Origin of the sequence: Pseudoalteromonas atlantica (assembly GCF_043641955.1) — a bacterium.
In the GTDB taxonomy this organism is placed as follows: domain Bacteria; phylum Pseudomonadota; class Gammaproteobacteria; order Enterobacterales; family Alteromonadaceae; genus Pseudoalteromonas; species Pseudoalteromonas atlantica_A.
Genome location: NZ_JBHZRV010000001.1, coordinates 529558 through 546965, shown reverse-complemented (window position 1 = coordinate 546965; position 17408 = coordinate 529558). Strand labels below are relative to the sequence as shown.

The following is a 17408-nucleotide window of genomic DNA, read 5'->3' as shown; positions in this document are numbered from 1 at the left end:
ATAAAGGATTTTTTATGCGTGTACTACTTATATTTTTGTCTCTATTTTCACTCGGAGCACTCGCAAGCTCTAATGATAGTAATGAGTTCAAGTTAGTGGGAGAAAGTCGGTTTGAATATTATTTTTGGGATGTCTATGACGCTAAACTGTCATCACCTACAGGGAGTTATGAGTTCGGACAACACCCTGCGCAACTTTCTTTGACTTATTTACGCGACTTTGCCGCGAAAGACATTGTTAAAGCTACAAATGAGCAGTGGGATCACCTGGGTAAAAAAGATTTAATTAATAAATACGATGATGCATTACTTAAGTTATGGCCTGATATTAAAGAAGGCGAAACACTTACTTTTAGAACAGACGATTCAGGCAATGGCACTTTTTATCACAATGATAAAAAATTAGGTGGAATAGAAGACGCTACTTTTGCCGATGACTTTATGGCTATCTGGTTATCACCCGACACCTCAGAGCCTGCAATGCGCAACCAATTAATAGGGAACCCTAAATGAAATTACTTAATACTGCTATTTTACTCATTTTATGTTTATTTTTAGCCAGCTGTGCGGCTCCTGACGTTGAGCATTACAAAGGTAGCTCCCCAGAGTTTAATTTTAAACAGTTTTTTAACGGCAAACTTAAAGCATACGGTGTAGTACAAGACTTTAAGGGAGAATTAACCCGTAAACTCGTTGTTGATATGGATGCTAGCTGGGAAGGCAATGTAGGCGTCATTGAGGAAGATTTTATATATGACGATGGTGAAACACAGCGACGTGTTTGGACTATCACTCTTAACAACGACAATACTTTAACGGGAACAGCTAGCGATGTGTTGGGTATTGCTAAAGGTGAGAGTAGTGGCAGTGTATTTCATTGGACTTATTCGTTAGAGCTTTTAGTTGATGGTAGCCAAATTGAGGTCAACTTTGATGATTGGATGTATCAGGTAACAGATTCTCGCTTGATAAACCGCACTTCAATTGATAAGTTTGGCATTGAGGTTGGCGAAGTAACCCTAGTAATAGAGAAAGTTGAATAGTGTTAGGTTTTATTATGACGACTTTCAGGTATTGTATGGCTTTGAGTTGTTGTTAATTGTCGCTTTTTGACGACAATAGTTATAAATTTTACACATTTTTTAATAATTTACGCAAAAACGGCAATTTGCTGTTGCCATCAGTTTAAAAATGCATAAAGATAGGTTTTGCGAAGGCAAAATAATAACGAATAGGAATTTAACAAATGAATAAAGCTCAATTAGTTGAAAAAATCGCTACTGATGCAGAAATCTCTAAAGCAGCAGCTACACGTGCACTTGATGCATTCACTGGTGCAGTAACGACTTCATTAAAAGAAGGTAATTCAGTTGCGCTAGTTGGTTTTGGTACTTTCTCTGTAAAAGAGCGTGCTGCACGTACAGGTCGTAACCCACAAACAGGTGCGGAGATTCAAATTTCAGCTGCAACTATCCCAAGCTTCAAAGCGGGTAAAGGTCTTAAAGACCAAGTTAACCCTTAATAGTGTTACCTGAATAAATAAAAAGGGCTGTATAGCCCTTTTTTAGTGTTTGTTAAGCTTTAAGCGCTTTGTCGCCTCTGCCAATACCAACGGCTCCAGAACGAACAACTTCTATTACATCTGTTTCATGACGTAATGTATCTAAAAACGATTCGATCTTGTCTGTGCTGCTTACCAGTTGCAAGGTATAGCTGTTTCGACCCATATCTAAGATCGCACCTTGAAACACATCCACAACACGTGTTACTGCCGCACGTTTTGTTTCATCTTGAGCAAAAACTTTAACTAACAGCAGTTCACGCTCAATGTGCGCCATCTCTGTTAAATCAATAATTTTAAGAACATCAACAAGTTTATTAACTTGTTTTGTAATTTGTTCAACTATTCTGTCATCGCCAAGTGTGGTAATTGTGATGCGTGACAGTGAGTGATCATCCGTAGTACCTACTGTTAAACTATCTATGTTATAAGCACGTTGTGAGAACAAACCGACTATGCGTGATAGTGAACCAGGCTCATTTTCTAATAAAATTGATAAGATACGACGCATTATGCTTTTACTCCTTTACGTAACCACATTTCATCTATTGCACCAAGCTTTATTTGCATTGGGTAAACATGCTCTTTTTCATCAACACAGATATCAAGAAATACTAGCCTGTCAGTAATCGACATCGCCTTTTCAATGGCTGGCTGTAATTGATCTAAAGTGTCTACGCGAATACCTACATGGCCATAACTTTCAGCTAATTTAACAAAATCAGGTAGTGAATCCATATAAGAGGATGAATGACGTCCGCTATACATCATATCTTGCCATTGTCTAACCATGCCTAAAGAGCGATTATTTAATGAGACAACTTTAACGGCAAGATTGTATTGTAAGCATGTTGAGAGCTCTTGAATATTCATTTGAATTGAGCCATCACCGGTAACACAAATCGATTCTTTATCAGGGAATGCTAACTTAACCCCCATAGCAGCAGGGAGACCAAACCCCATGGTGCCTAGACCGCCAGAATTTATCCATTGGCGTGGATTTTTGAAAGGGTAGTATTGAGCTGCAAACATTTGGTGCTGACCAACATCTGAACTGATATATGCATCGCCATGCGTTGCTTTATATATTGCTTCAATTACCGCTTGAGGTTTTATTTTTTCACCTTCTGTGCTGTAGCTTAAGCATTTTTGCTCACGCCAACTTATAATTTGTCGCCACCAATCTTCTTGCGCACTGCGGTCAATGTTAATTGGACTTTTATCGATTGCCGTTTGCAGTTGTTCAAGGACTGTGGCTAAACAGCCTACAACGGGGATATGTGCTTTTATTGTTTTAGAAATAGATGTAGGGTCAACATCAACATGGACAATTGTTGCATTAGGGCAAAACTTTTTAACATTATTTGTTACTCGGTCATCAAAACGAGCGCCTAATGCCAAAATAACATCAGCATTAGCCATGGCTTTATTTGCTTCCAAACTGCCATGCATTCCCAGCATCCCGATAAAGTTAGGATGAACGCCTGATATGCCACCTAAGCCCATTAAAGTGTTAGTTATAGGTGCATTTAGTGACTCTACCAAGTGTGTTAGTTGCTCTGATGTATTAGAAATAACAATACCGCCACCTGAGTAAATAACTAACTTCTTAGCCTCAAGTATCGCATTCACCGCTTTGCGTATCTGTTTAGAATGACCTTTAGTGTTAGGGTTATATGTACGTAGTTCAGTTGATTCTGGGAACTTAAAATCATATTTAATAGCAGGGTTAAGCATATCTTTTGGCAGTTCGACAACAACAGGTCCAGGTCGTCCAGTGCTTGCGATATAAAATGCTTTTGCCAATATAGCCGGGATTTCTTGTGCACTACGACAGTTAAAACTGTGTTTTACGATAGGGCGTGAACAACCCACAATATCTGTTTCTTGGAATGCATCATCACCGATTAAACTGGTAGGAACCTGACCTGACAAAACCACCATAGGAATTGAATCCATGTAGGCTGTTGCTATACCTGTAATACAGTTTGTAGCGCCAGGTCCTGAGGTTGCCAATACTACACCTACCTCACCTGTTGCACGGGCGTAACCGTCTGCCATGTGTGTTGCTGCTTGCTCATGACGCACTAGAATATGTTCAACGTCATCCTGTTGAAACAGCGCATCGTATAAATCTAAAACTGACCCGCCAGGGTAGCCAAAAATATACTTAACCTTTAACTCTTTTAATGCCCGAACAACTAGTTCAGAACCATTATATTGTTGTGTACTCATCCTCATTCCTCTGTGTACCTAGTATTCTGTTTGGTATTTTATTTACCAAGTCGTTTTTTAATGCATAAAAAAACCCCCGTTATTAGCGGGGGTTTTTAAAAAGCGTTTTCACTTTTCAACACATCCCCGCTGGACTTAAGACTAAGACCAGTACGAGTACGTTTACAAAGCGAAGTTGTTGTTTCATTTTGAGTTTCTTTTTATATAAATAATAGGGTGATAAACCAATACGAATAACGCATGTATGATTTTTTATTCTAATAGGTTATTTTTAAGGCTTTTATGGTTCAATGTCAACCTAAGTACGTGTTTAATTTGCATTGAAATTCCTTTATTTGGCTTTTTATGATTGTAATTTAAATTAAAAGTTAGAAATGCTATTTTTATATGCAGTCTTTATGCATTTTTATATCAATGACAACGTTTCATTAATGTGAACATGGTTTAATTTTGCTATTATTACGCCATAGTCTGTAGTAGGAATTCTTATGAAACGTTTATATGTGATATTAATTGCTGTTAGCTTATTGTTTGTAGGTTATGCGAGCGCTAAACCTCATCAATCTAGCCCAACTGATATAGGGGTAGTCAATAAAGAACGAATTCTTTATTGGTTAAACAAGCGAGGTGAATTGAATGAACTACAAGACAAAGAAGCTGCACTTTCACGCTTTATAGGTACCCCGACGCCTTACTATCCAAGTAAACTGAAAAAGAACATTCCACCCTCACTAGAAAAACTACAGCATCTAAATAAGTCATATACTTCTTCGATAACACCAAATGATACTGAAACCACTGTAAAGGTATTGGTTATTTTGGTCGATTTTCCTGATTTACCGTATGATGATAATGGATTAGAAGAAGGTGATACAGCAATGTATTACCCGCTTTATGATAAACAGCATTATCAACAAATGCTCTTTTCAACAACGGGTTATGAGGGGCCTAATGGGCAAAATCTCAATAGTGCATTTCAATTTTATCAGCAAGCTTCAGGTAATACCCTTTCATTCACTGGTGAAGTATTTGGTTGGGTACGTGCAGATAAAAACGCGAAAGCCTACGGCGAAAGAGTCGGTGATGATAAAGACATTGATGCACCAAGTTTAGTTAGAGAAGCAGTTGAAAAAGCAGTTGATCAGTTTGATATCGATTTATCACAATACGATTTGACCGATTTAGATGACATAGATGGCGATGGAGTTACAAACGAGCCAAATGGCATTATTGACCACGTAATGATTTTTCATTCAAGCGTGGGTGAAGAAGCGGGAGGCGGTGTATTAGGTTCAGATGCAATATGGTCACATAGATTTTATGTTTACAATGAACAGTTTCAGCCTACTGATTTACCAAATACCTCTATCGATTTATTTGGCTATACCATTAATCCACTTGATGCAGGAATTGGAGTGGTAGTACATGAGTTTGGCCATGATTTAGGTTTACCAGATGAATATGATTTAAATAATTCAGATATAGGTGAGCCAGTTGCATCATGGTCAGTTATGTCAGGAGGCAGTTGGGCGGGAAACCCTAGAGGCTCAGAACCCGTAATGTTTAGCCCTTATGCATTGGAATATTTGCAAAACCGTTACAGTGGTAACTGGTTAAATCAACTTACGTTTGATTTAAGCGAAGTGAATGAACAAACAAACCAAATATTACATCACACGAGCGCGACCACTGACGACCTCAATCAAATTAAAGTTATTCTCCCTGCAAAATTAAAATCATTTTTCTCAGCTGTTGAGGGTAAGTTTCAATACTACTCAGGCAGTGGGAATAACTTAATTAATACTATGCGCAAGTCAATTACCATCCCCGCTTCAAGTGAACAAACGTTACTCGAGTTAACCGCTTTTTATAGTATTGAAGATGGTTATGACTATGCTCAGGTGATGGTAAACGGCGAGGCTATTTCATCACAATACACGAAGACTAATAATCCATATTACTCTAATTTAGGGCCACACATAACGGGTGATTCTTCATCAAATGGTGACGCGATGCTCCCTAACAATCATCTAACACATCAATTTGACTTGTCTGCTTATGCAGGGGAAACAGTTACATTAGAGTTTCGTTATGTAACTGATAGCTATGTTAATTACTTTGGTATTGTGTTTGATGACCTAAAATTAATACAGCAGGGTGAAATTGTCTGGACAGATAACGCTGAACAAAAGACTAACTTTGAATTAGCTGGTTATTCACGTGTAGGTGCTTATATTTACGATACAGCTAAACATTATTATTTACAGCTAAGAAACTACGCTGGGATAGATAGCGGCTTGCAAAAAGAGCAATATTCACCGGGTTTGCTATTGTGGTTATCCAGCACCGATTATGCAAATAACAATACATCAGAACACCCAGGTGAAGGCTTTATTTTAGTAGTCGATGCCGATCAAAATATGATCGCAAGAGGCACAACGCAAAGCCCAGCTAATACAGAGATTCAATTAAGGGATGCAGCGTTTAGTCTATTTGAGCAACGCCAAGGTTTGGGTGATAATAACCTTGCAGCCGTTAGTGAATTTAATGATGGCAATGATTATAGTTTTGCAGTGCAGCCACAGTCTGGAGTTAAATTAACACCATTTGGCTTTGGTTTCTCTATTGCTGATCAAGCTGTTGATAACTCAACAATTGAAGTTGATTTAAGCTATATAGAAAAGTTGGGCATTAGTTACACAGCAGACGATTTAAGAGTCACATTCGAGGTGAGTGGCTTACAGCTGTCACCAACAGACAGTTTTGAATGGCAATTTGGCAACGGATTCGAGAGTGAGGAGTTAAATCCTACAGCAACCTACACTGACTATGGCCGTTATGTAGTTACCTTTAGCCGACTAACGGAATCAGGTGAAAAAACGGTTGAAAGCCAAGAAGTCCTGTTAACACAACCATTAGGTTTTAACGACTTCGAGGCTTCAGTTAATGCAAGTAACTTAACTGGCTTTGTAACTGCGTCGGGTGGTTTAGCACCCTATACTTATCAATGGGACTTTGGAGATGGTAACACTGCATTATCTGATACTGTTTCACACAATTATAGTTTTAGCGGCAGCTATGCGGTTAAAGTAACGGTTAGAGACAGTTTAAATCAAACGATAAGCTCTACAAAGAATGTGTCGGCAGCTGTGCCTTTATCTGTCTCAGCCAATTACACGGCTACTAACTTAGTTGCAGCGTTTAGTGCACAAGCGACAGGTGGTTTTGGTGACTACACCTACAGCTGGGAATTTGGTGATGGATCAACAAGCGTTAGTGAATCACCAAGTTATACCTATGATAGTGCGGGAAGTTATCAAGTTAGTCTCACCGTAACTGATTCTAAATCCAATCAATCAGTGAGCAAAACGCTGCCTGTTACAGTACAAGAGCAGAAAGCCAGCTCAGGAGGCGGTTCGTTTGGTTGGATTTTAATATTTGTTTTAGCAGTAGCTAGTAGACGCATTTGGTGAAGTTACTCCCATAAAAAAGCCAGTTAGTTAACTGGCTTTTAAATTTAAAACGTATGTTTAAATTATAAACGGTCAATCACTGATTGAGTAAAATCAGTTGTTCCGTGGCTGCCACCTAAATCACGCGTCGTACGATCTCCAGATTTAATTACTTCAGCAACAGCGCTGCGAATACGTTCTGCTGTATCTGCCATTTCTAAATGCTCTAACATTTGAATTGACGCTAAAATTACAGACGTTGGATTTGCAAGGTTTTTACCCGCAATGTCAGGCGCGCTGCCGTGAACAGCTTCAAAGATTGCAGCATCTTCACCAATATTAGCACCTGGTGCCATACCTAAGCCACCGACAAGGCCCGCACATAAATCAGATAAAATATCACCGAATAAATTAGTAGTCACAATAACATCAAATTCTTCAGGGCTCATTACTAGTTTCATACATGTCGCATCAACAATCATTTCTGTTGATTCAATTTCAGGATAACGCTCAGCAACTTCACGTGCTACTTTTAAGAACAAACCTGACGTAGACTTTAAGATATTGGCTTTGTGTACAGCCGTTACTTTCTTGCGGCCTTCACGTACTGCAAGCTCATAAGCAAATGTTAAGATCTTTTCAGCGCCTTCACGAGTGATCATTGACATTGCTTGCGCTTCGTTACCATCTTCTGATACAACTTGACCAAGGCCTGAATACATACCTTGTGTGTTTTCACGAACCGTGATGATATCGATGTCTTCGTAGCGTGCTTTTGTACCAACGAATGATTTTACTGGGCGAACGTTCGCGTATAAACCAAATTGCTTACGTAAAGTAACATTAATTGATGTAAAACCCTCACCTACAGGAGTGGTTAATGGACCTTTTAGAGTAATCTTATTACGCGCAATGGTATCGATAGTGTCTTGAGGTAATAATTCACCTGTTTTTTCTAACGCGGCTAGACCTGCATCAACGAATTCGTAATCAAAATCGCATCCTGCGGCTTGTAATATCTCAAGAGCTGAATCAATGATACTTGGGCCGATGCCGTCGCCTTTGATTACTGTGATGGTTTGTTTAGCCATGAATTTTTCCTATTAAGCGGTGACGTAAATTAATCGCACATGTTTTTGCGACTGCTTGTTAGTTATTTACGTGAATGAGTTTGAAAATTTAAGCGGCTTTTATAGCAATATATTCAATAGATTTCCACTAAAACCCGCTAAATTAGGCAATATGTCTAATAAAGTGCGCCTATTATACGCTAGATGACAAATGTAATGGTGGCAACTGTGCATAAAAATTCGTTATGCCTTCCCAGCCAAGATCTTTTAAAACGCTATCTAGGGTTTGTTTTTGCCAACTGCTATTAGGCATCTGAGGCTGATATACGTTTAATGTAATAACTTTAAGCGCAACCCATAATTTTGCTTTTACTGATAGGTGCTGTTTGGTCTGTTGTTCGGCATCAAGTAGCGCTTGTGTCCATGGATTATCATCAAGTAGTTGCAACAAAGATACACTTAATTCTTCTACATTATGATTATTAACTCCAAATAACCATGAAATTGGCCGGCTAACATTTGTTTTTGGGTCTTTTTCACACAATGTTTTGCGACTTAATTTATTGCTAGAGTGGGTTAGTAAATAATTTATGTACGCATATAAGGGGAGCGATACTTGTTCAAACTGTATTTCAGTTTGTTTACTTAATAATAAAGATAGCAAGCGTGTTATTGCTGTTAAGCGCACTTTTATGTGCTCTTTTAATGGGTGGTGTTGTATATCAACGAGTTGCTCAAATAGCACACGCTGAATGATTGCTGGCGCATTATCAATTCCCACCATGGTTAAGCAATGGCGTAAGTCTTTTGCGGCCAAATGCTCTTTATTATAGGGTTTCACAGCCTCTTTTAGACTATCAATTGTAGTAGTGTGGCCATTTAATAATTTTTCTAGATTACGATATGAGTACTCTTTTTGAATTTTCAGATTACCAATCAGCTGTAAAATATTACTCTGCTCATTAATAGGGTCGCTATCAATTGAAGGTATGTGTTCATTAAACCAAATGCTAAACAAAAGCCGTTTATCTTTTGTTGGACGCTGCTTAGCATTGCAATCTAACTTTGCAGAAACACCATGCCATCTTGCTCTTTTAGTATCGTTTAAATCAATTAGAATATGTTTATTATGTGTTTTGCTACATACATAAGTAAGTTGCTGCTCTGCAACGCTAACATGACTACCTGGTAAGTAGGGGCCAATATTGGCAACTAACTTTTTAAGTGCATTTTGCGCGAAACTATTTGGCGTTCTAATGTAAATATCTGAAATAGCTTTATAAAGGTTAACGTGATCATTAGCTGCCCTATAAGTAATATTCATAGCAATGATATTTGCCAGTGCGACTAAAGTTGTAGCACCATCGTAAATCATTATTTTTGGCGCGCTCAGTAATGCTTGTTTGTATTTGTTTAATGGTGCCAAAATACGGGCAATATCGTTAGAGGGGAGGTTCGCTGACTGTAATAATTTTACAGCGAGTTGATGACGTGCCTGCCATTGCTTTTTTTCTTCGTTATTTAAAGGCTGTTGCGCTGCAAGCTTATTAGTTTGGGTTTGAACGCACAGATAGTTTGTTAAGCAAACCGCTATTAGTTGTTGGCTAACTTGTGAGTTGTAATTTAAACTTTTACAAAGTGCTGCTACAACAACACACTGATTAACAACTAAGTTAGTAGTGTAGCCAAAATCAGAAACATATAGGCATAATTGAGCTTGTAATGCGTTGGGGTGGGTTTCATATAACTTATAAAACTGTTCAGCCTGCTTAGATAAAAGAGGATAAATTGAGGGCCACTGGCTTTTATTGTAGTACAAACGTAACATCTCATGAGTTTGCTTAAATAAGCTGGCTAAATGCTGTGGTGTTGGTTGCATAGTAGTCGTTTAACTTTTTTGCATAAAGGCATCGTGAGCACTTGGGCCCCATAAAACTAATTCACCATTATTAAACAGAAGCCCGGTGCATTCATCCATGGTTGTTATACCATCTGATTTTATATGCTGAGTACGATAAAAAACAATTTGCCATACATCATCGCCGCTGCGTTTTGCAAAAGTGAGGTCTGGACTGCCTAAATAGTCTAAAACAGCATTCAAGGTTGTTGGCTCTTTGATGCTTAATTTGGCGATATAACGTTTATTAAAAGCTTCTCTGTCTTGCCATATCATGGCTTGCGGGTCATCTTTATAAAAGGTAATCACTAACGTAGCTATCAGTGCGTAAACACCTAGCCCTAATATGATATAACGGATGACCTTTTTAAACATTGTGTACTCTTAAAGATGATTAAAATAACGTGTTGCTTTAAAGCAATACTTGAAATTGAGCCTGCATAGTAGTTATTAAGTATACGCGTTGATAAATCGCAGAGCCAGTTTAACTAATCAACAAAGTCTTAATTGCTTTAAGCTAAACCCTAGATGTATATCAGTCCTTAAACTCACAAGTTGCTTTGATACAATATAGTCTTGCATCCCTTCATCCAACTTATTTCTTGCAGCATGAGAAATTGTCTCATCAGAAATTGCATTGGCAATGTTTTGATGTTTACTGATAATCTCTTGTGCAGTTTTAAGGCCAATACCTTTAATGCCAGGGATGTCGTTTGTTTTATCACCAGCAAGCGCCCAAAAATCAACTAGTCTATTTTGTTCAACGGTAAAGCGCTCATATATGGCATTTCTTTGGATATATTCTTTCTTAAAATAATCGTAAATGTGAATTTTTTCACTCAATGCAGGTAAAAAGCCTTTATCGGTCGAAACAATTGTACTTGAAACACCATGGGATGCAGCCTTATGAGCAAGAGTTGCGATAATATCGTCAGCTTCGTCGTTATCGGGTGCAAATACAACAACCCCTATTTGCTCTATTGCACTTTTGAACTGCGTTAAGTTCTCTTTTAGTAAAGCAGGCATTGGGGCACGACTATTTTTGTATTGTGGGTAAAAATGATAACGCCAACTTTTATCTCCATCAAAAACAGCGATAGCATGGGTGGCATTCGTTACACGGAGCAGCTTTTGACATGCGTGTGCTACTCTTTGGCAGCAAGTGATAATCATTTGTTGCTCACTGTACTTATTTTGATTACTGTCAACAGCATAGATGCGCCTAATCAAATTAAGCGCATCTATTAAAAGTAATTGTCCTGACACTGTTTTTCTCTTTTAAGCGTTTACTTCATAACATGGGACATATTTTGAGCCCGGTAGTTTCATTCGACCTTGTTCAACAAATGCTTTAAGTAATTTATCCATGTTTTTCATGAGTTCGGGCTCACCACTGAGAATAAATCGACCATGCTGTTTAATTGCTTGAATCCCTTCATCTTTAACGTTTCCAGCAACAATTCCAGAAAATGCACGGCGAAGATTAGCTGCCAGCAACTGTTTAGGCTGATCAAGGTGTAAATCTAGTCCAGACATATTTTCGTGTGTTGGAGCAAAAGGTTGCTGAAAGTCATTGTCGATTTTCAGTGTCCAATTGAAGTAATAAGCATCACCTACACTTTTTCTGTAATCACGTACTTGGGCCATAGATGATTTCAACTTGATTGCTACTTGCGCAGGATTATCAACAATGACTTCAAATTTTTCTAGTGCTTCACTTCCAAGTGTTAACTCGATAAATTTACAAAGCTCTTTGAAATACTCTTCACTTTCCTTAGGGCCCGTAAGAATAACTGGTAGAGACTGTTTCTGATTATCCGGATGTAATAAAATACCCAATAAGTACAGCAGTTCTTCAGCAGTCCCAGCGCCACCAGGAAAAATAATTATGGCGTGAGCTGTGCGGATAAACGCTTCAAGGCGTTTCTCAATATCTGGTAATATAACTAGTTCGTTTACAATGGGGTTAGGTGGCTCAGCAGCGATGATGCTTGGTTCAGTCAAACCCAAATAGCGATTATCTGTATTTCGCTGCTTGGCATGACCAATTGTGGCTCCTTTCATAGGTCCTTTCATAGCGCCTGGGCCACAACCTGTGCAAATATTTAAACCGCGTAAGCCTAATTCATAACCAACTTGTTTAGTATATTTGTACTCGATTTCATTAATAGAGTGGCCGCCCCAACATACAATCATACTAGGATCAGAGTTAACTCTTAACGCGCCTGCATTGCGCAGCATATCGAATACCATGTGGGTTATTTTTTTTTGTTCTATTAAGTCTTTTTCGTATTTTTGACAAATAAACAGAATATCGCGAATAACCGAAAAAATATGTTCATGAATCCCAGTGATTATCTGGCCATCAACGAATGCTGTTTGAGGTGGGTTTTCTAGCTCAATTTTAATACCACGCTCACGTATTAGTAAGCGAATATCAAAATCTTTGTATTTATTATATATCTCAGAGCTTGAGTCCGTATGGCTGCCGACATTTAATACTGCGAGTACACAATTTCTAAATAAAGTGTACCGCTCACTTGCAGAGGATTGCTCTAATAAATCAACTTCTAATTGCGACAGTAAATCTAACACGCCTGTAGGGTTTAACTGAATTAACATAGGCATTCTCCTTGCTGACTGTTATTACTTTTATGTTAAGAATTGATACATAGCTTGTCTCGACCAGATTTTTTAGCCTTGTATAAAGCATCATCAGCGCGATCAAATGCAATTAAAGGTGTATCTCCTTTTTTGAATTGCGTAGCTCCAATTGATACAGTAATTTGAACACTTTTGTTCTTAAATTTAAACGGAATCGATTTAATTGCTTCTCGAAGTTTTTCAAGTGGCGCAGTAGCATGATCCACTGACATGCCTGGCATAAGTAATACAAACTCCTCACCACCGTAGCGTGCAATGAAATCAGATTTTCTAATCGACATTTGCAATGCTTTAGCAATAACCTGTAATGTTTTATCTCCAGCACTATGGCCGTATTGGTCATTGATAGATTTAAAGTGGTCAACATCAATAACAACTAAAGTAAAATCAGATTCTTGCACTGAGAAAAGATGAAACTCATGGTTAAACCTCTCATCAAACGCCGCGCGATTTGGTAATTTAGTTAGTCCATCAAGTAAACTTTTAAATCGTTGTTCATGCAACCGCTTTTTGTATTTAGAGAGTTTGCTTTCTAAGCTACCAACACGGGTATTTATATCTTGGAAATTTTTAATAAGGGCTTGTCGGTCTTCTTGCTCAAGGCGCTCTTTTGCAATTAAATCGTGACTTAACGATTTTAACTCATTATCCACAAGCGCTTTTAAAGATGAAATAGATGTCGCATCTTGAGTCTGTTTTGTTAGGTTAACTATTTTGCTTTCAATACGTTTATTTAGCGTCTCAAACTCAGTACTCATTGACTCTGAGTGTTTGCTAGTCGCTACAATTGAGTGATGAAGATCTTCAAGAGTCTGATTCAACGACACTAAAAAACTTTGCGCGGATTGGCGTTCATCGCTGATATTTGTGGCAACAATTCTTATTATTTCAATAGCTGAGGTTAATAAGTCTTCAACTGAATCTGTTTCTGAAATCTTATTTTTAATGGCCTTAACATTGTCAGCTGCTTCATCTTCAAAAACAAGATCATTAGCCAATGTTAAAAGCTCTTTGGCTAACCTAGGCTGGGTAGTTGAGTCTTCGGTATTACTTACTGATAGTTTAACGGTTAAGGCTTGATTATAAATAGATACAAGCTTATTCAGAATGGGAATAAAATCGTTTGTCGATTGTATTTCATTTAATTGGTGGTCCAGTAAATGACGTAGCATACGGCGCGTGTCATCAGGTAAACCTTTGGTTTTTTGTAATAACTTACCTGCGGTTAAAACACTCGTGTGTAGCTCTCGTTGATGCGATAATTGTTGTGCTTCTTGATTTTTTAAAAGGCTCAGGATTTCAGTGATCAGTGGTGCTAAATTTTCAAAGTCGACACCTTTACTTAGGGCGCTTCTAAACTTGGCTAAACGGTTATCCAATTCGATATCCATACCTTTGCAACTTAATGAAAGCTTAGCTGCAAAATTAGTCAAAGTATCTACTTGTTGCTTTCGAGCAGTTTCAAGTACTTTTCTGGTATCGATAGCTTGTTTAAGCTTTTTATTTAAAACTTCGAGCTGGCCTGACACTAATACATACCGCCATAAAATTTAATCATTTATAAGCGTAAGTTTACAACAAATCCGACACAAATGTAGGTGCTATGTCAAAAACTTAGTATTTGGTGTTGATTTTTATTCATCGAACCTAAACTGTGGGCATTTTATCGCTTTTATTACACATCATTTAACTTCATTGATAGGCTCTAGCTTAATAAATTTAAAATAGTAAGAGTTCCCATGAAAAAGTTATTAGCCATGTCGCTTGCGACTGCATTTTCGTACTCAGCTTGGGCTGATGTGAATTATTCATTATCAATTACAGAGCCTGAGCACCACTTAGGTAATGTGAGTGTCGAGTTTCCTGTCTCAGCTCAAGCTCATTTAGATATTAAATTGCCAGCATGGCGAACGGGACGCTATGAGATTTTAAATTTAGCCAATGGTGTGCGCTATTTTTCAGCGAAAGATGATGACGGCAAGGCGCTTAACTGGGAAAAAATTAATGCCAGCACATGGCGTGTACATTTAAACGATCCAACTAGCGTGAATATCGATTACCAAGTCTATGCCAATGAATTAGGCAAGCGCGCAAGACATATAGACGACAGCCATGCATTTATCGATGCATCTGGCTTTTTTATGTTTAGTGAATCGTTCCGTCAAGAACCAGTAACAGTTAATCTAAATGTGCCGAAATCGTGGCGTTCTGTATCGGGCATGGAAAATGCTGGTTCAAAACATCGTTTTAAGGCGGCTGATTATGATGTGCTGGTAGATTCTCCTATCGAAACTGGGATAAATGATTTTTATACTTTCAAAGTAGATGGCCGACAGTACGAACTCGTTATTTGGGGTGAAGGTAACTATGATGTTGACCTGATGCTATCTGACCTTAAAAAGCTGGTCAAAACAGGTAATATTATTTGGGATGATTACCCGTATGAACGTTATGTGTTTATGGTTCATGCCACATCGGGTGCAGGTGGTGCAACTGAACATTTAAATTCAACTATTATCCAACGTCCACGAGATAGGTTTGGTTCGCGCGATGATTATCTTGCTTTTATTAGCACCGCAGCCCATGAGTTTATTCATACTTGGAATGTTAAAGCATATAGACCAGAAGGTTTGATGCCTTATGATTACACCAATATGAACTTTGATAAACTGTTATGGATTGCAGAAGGTTCAACGAGTTATTTTGAAGATCATTTACTCGTGCGCTCTGGTATATCAACCACCGATGAGTTTTTTAAAACCTTGACGAAAACTGTAAACCGCCATTTAGCCACGCCTGGTCGTGAAGTACAAAGTGCCAGTGAAACTAGCTTTGACAAATGGATCAACCAAGGGGGCGATCACGCCCGAAATTATGGCACGAATATTTATTTAGAAGGTGCATTAATTTCGATGGCGTTAGATATCGATTTACTTGAAAAGAGCCAAGGAAAGCAAAGTTACCGTGACGTTCATCGCGCTCTATATAATAGTTATAAAATGCCACACGGTTTTACCGCTGAGAATGTAAAAACGATCTTGAAAGATTTAACAAAAAGAGATTACAGTAATTGGTGGGCTAGCAATGTAGATAGCCCAGCTGCTATTGATTTTGATAAGTTGTTAGCAAAAGTAGGTTTAATTCACACCCGTCCAGTGGGAGCAAAGCCGCAAGCGAGTATTGATAGTTTTGCCAAGAATACGGGCGAGTTATTAACGCTTACTCATGTGCGTCGTGGTGGGGCTGCTTGGCAGGCAGGTTTAACGATAAATGATAAAATTGTTGCTATTGATAAAAAGCATGTAGGTAAAGATTTAAAAGCAAGCTTAGAAACGTTTAAAGCAGGCGATAAAGTTTCGATTGATTTTATACGTAGAGATGCATTGCAAACAACGACAATAACGCTAAGTGAAGGTTTTGATAAAGCGAAAAAGATAACAGCAAATGCTGATGCAACAGAGCAACAAATGGCGTTATTTAAAGCATGGATAGGTGTAGAGCACCCACATAAGGCTAAGTAGCCTAAACTCTGCAGACTAAGGGCGATATTTGTGTTTAATATCAATATATTAGTACATCTATTAACCCTAGTTCAGGCTAAATAATTAATTTAGTTTTTCAAATAGAAAGGAGCTCAGGCTCCTTTTTTGTTTGAAATGTTCTTGGTGTATTTCGTTTATGAACTCGCTGGTTGCTTTTTTATTATTAATGTTTGCTATTAATTGTTGATATTTTCGTTTAAAAAATGCTTTTTGTACCTGCTTTTCACTACGCATTTTAATATCACTTTCTTGTTCAGTACATTGAGTTACCGGAAATGGCATGAGTGAAAAGCCTGGTACGCCGGTTTGCCAAATATGCTGTAAATCACAATCAACAGGTCTGCCAAACTTTTCAGTGGCAGCCAGCAATTGCTTTGCTCCATCATAACTTATTGCTGTTGCGCAGCAGCCAGACATCAGCTTTTTATGGACCACTAAAGAGTAGGCATTATCTAGATGCTTTTTAAAAATGATGCTTCTTTTTCGTCCTTTGTATGCACTGAGCTTAATCAATTGCCATTTGATATCTAAATCATTGATACCTTTAATTGCCGTATGTATATCGCTTGTCAACGTGAAGTCATCTTCAAAAATTAATGCATAATCATGTTTTTGATCAACAATTGCTTGCCATGCTTTTCGGTGACTTAAATAACAGCCGATTTGACCTTTACTTAATGGGTAATGGTAGTTCTTTTTATTCAACGTTGTGCAGTAATGTTTATTAACCTCAGATTGTGACAAGGTCGCACCATCAATAGCCTCAATTCTAGTGAAGGGAAGTTTGTATTTGTTAAACTGCATTACACTGTTTGCCAAGCGTTGTGGTGAACGCTTTAAATTGATTAAGAAAATAGGTGGCATAAAACACATTCACATAATGTAAGATTTTACGTTATGTTAATGAGTACATGTGACACACCCATGGCAAGTTTATGTCATATTATTTGCAATGTAGCTAATCCCATCCTTTTTAACGTTATATTAT

General features: G+C 38.0%; 14 protein-coding genes. 5 read left to right on the top strand and 9 right to left on the bottom strand.

From position 1 onward, the window contains the following. Positions 1-14: 14 nt before the first annotated feature. The 3 genes from ACHUE3_RS02270 (at position 15) to ACHUE3_RS02260 (ending at position 1521) form a co-directional block, all read left to right on the top strand. Positions 15-512, top strand: a complete 498-nt coding sequence (locus tag ACHUE3_RS02270) for a chalcone isomerase family protein (protein WP_394189760.1) — start codon at positions 15-17, stop codon at positions 510-512. Beyond that, entirely contained in the window at positions 509-1042 is a 534-nt protein-coding gene (locus ACHUE3_RS02265) for a DUF3833 domain-containing protein (protein ID WP_394189758.1), read from the top strand. Before ACHUE3_RS02270 ends, ACHUE3_RS02265 begins: the two co-directional genes overlap by 4 nt. A 203-nt stretch (positions 1043-1245) precedes the next feature. Beyond that, a complete protein-coding gene (locus tag ACHUE3_RS02260) occupies positions 1246-1521 on the top strand; it encodes an HU family DNA-binding protein (protein WP_058559313.1) in 276 nt (91 codons plus the stop codon). Positions 1522-1573: 52 nt separating this feature from the next. On the opposite strand, the gene ilvN is transcribed toward ACHUE3_RS02260, so the two are convergent. Continuing rightward, positions 1574-2071 (bottom strand): acetolactate synthase small subunit, encoded by a 498-nt coding sequence (gene ilvN / locus ACHUE3_RS02255; protein WP_099293450.1) that lies wholly within the window; start codon positions 2069-2071, stop codon positions 1574-1576. Beyond that, the gene (locus ACHUE3_RS02250; protein WP_394189755.1) at positions 2071-3795 is read right to left on the bottom strand and encodes an acetolactate synthase 3 large subunit; all 1725 of its coding nucleotides are present in this window, start codon (positions 3793-3795) and stop codon (positions 2071-2073) included. Before ACHUE3_RS02250 ends, ilvN begins: the two co-directional genes overlap by 1 nt. Positions 3796-4283: 488 nt before the next feature. Here ACHUE3_RS02250 and ACHUE3_RS02245 point away from each other — a divergent pair, with 488 nt between their 5' ends. After that, positions 4284-7268: an immune inhibitor A domain-containing protein gene (locus ACHUE3_RS02245; RefSeq protein WP_394189753.1), complete on the top strand. Its 2985-nt coding sequence runs from the start codon at positions 4284-4286 to the stop codon at positions 7266-7268. Between the two features lie 62 nt (positions 7269-7330). Here ACHUE3_RS02245 and ACHUE3_RS02240 read toward each other — a convergent pair whose 3' ends face one another. The 6 genes from ACHUE3_RS02240 to ACHUE3_RS02215 form a co-directional block, all read right to left on the bottom strand. Further along, positions 7331-8338: an isocitrate dehydrogenase gene (locus ACHUE3_RS02240; RefSeq protein WP_394189751.1), complete on the bottom strand. Its 1008-nt coding sequence runs from the start codon at positions 8336-8338 to the stop codon at positions 7331-7333. Between the two features lie 172 nt (positions 8339-8510). Beyond that, entirely contained in the window at positions 8511-10196 is a 1686-nt protein-coding gene (locus ACHUE3_RS02235; RefSeq protein WP_394189749.1) for a hypothetical protein, read from the bottom strand. Positions 10197-10205: 9 nt separating this feature from the next. Further along, on the bottom strand, positions 10206-10589 hold the full coding sequence (locus tag ACHUE3_RS02230) for a DUF3192 domain-containing protein (protein ID WP_394189747.1): 384 nt from the start codon (positions 10587-10589) through the stop codon (positions 10206-10208). Positions 10590-10706: 117 nt separating this feature from the next. Then, positions 10707-11480 (bottom strand): flap endonuclease Xni, encoded by a 774-nt coding sequence (xni, locus tag ACHUE3_RS02225; protein WP_394189745.1) that lies wholly within the window; start codon positions 11478-11480, stop codon positions 10707-10709. Between the two features lie 12 nt (positions 11481-11492). Beyond that, the gene (gene ppnN / locus ACHUE3_RS02220; protein ID WP_394189743.1) at positions 11493-12836 is read right to left on the bottom strand and encodes a nucleotide 5'-monophosphate nucleosidase PpnN; all 1344 of its coding nucleotides are present in this window, start codon (positions 12834-12836) and stop codon (positions 11493-11495) included. A 35-nt stretch (positions 12837-12871) separates the two neighbouring features. Then, entirely contained in the window at positions 12872-14407 is a 1536-nt protein-coding gene (locus ACHUE3_RS02215; protein ID WP_394189741.1) for a diguanylate cyclase, read from the bottom strand. 210 nt (positions 14408-14617) lie between these two features. On the opposite strand from ACHUE3_RS02215, the gene ACHUE3_RS02210 reads away from it, so the two are divergent. After that, positions 14618-16399 carry a M61 family metallopeptidase gene (locus ACHUE3_RS02210; RefSeq protein ID WP_394189739.1) on the top strand — a complete coding sequence of 594 codons (1782 nt, stop codon included), beginning with the start codon at positions 14618-14620 and terminating at the stop codon, positions 16397-16399. A gap of 84 nt (positions 16400-16483) precedes the next feature. Here the strand turns inward: ACHUE3_RS02210 and ACHUE3_RS02205 are convergent, their stop codons facing one another. Further along, positions 16484-17284, bottom strand: coding sequence for a glycosyltransferase family 25 protein (locus ACHUE3_RS02205; RefSeq protein ID WP_394189737.1), 801 nt, complete (start codon positions 17282-17284; stop codon positions 16484-16486). Between the last annotated feature and the right edge of the window lie 124 nt (positions 17285-17408).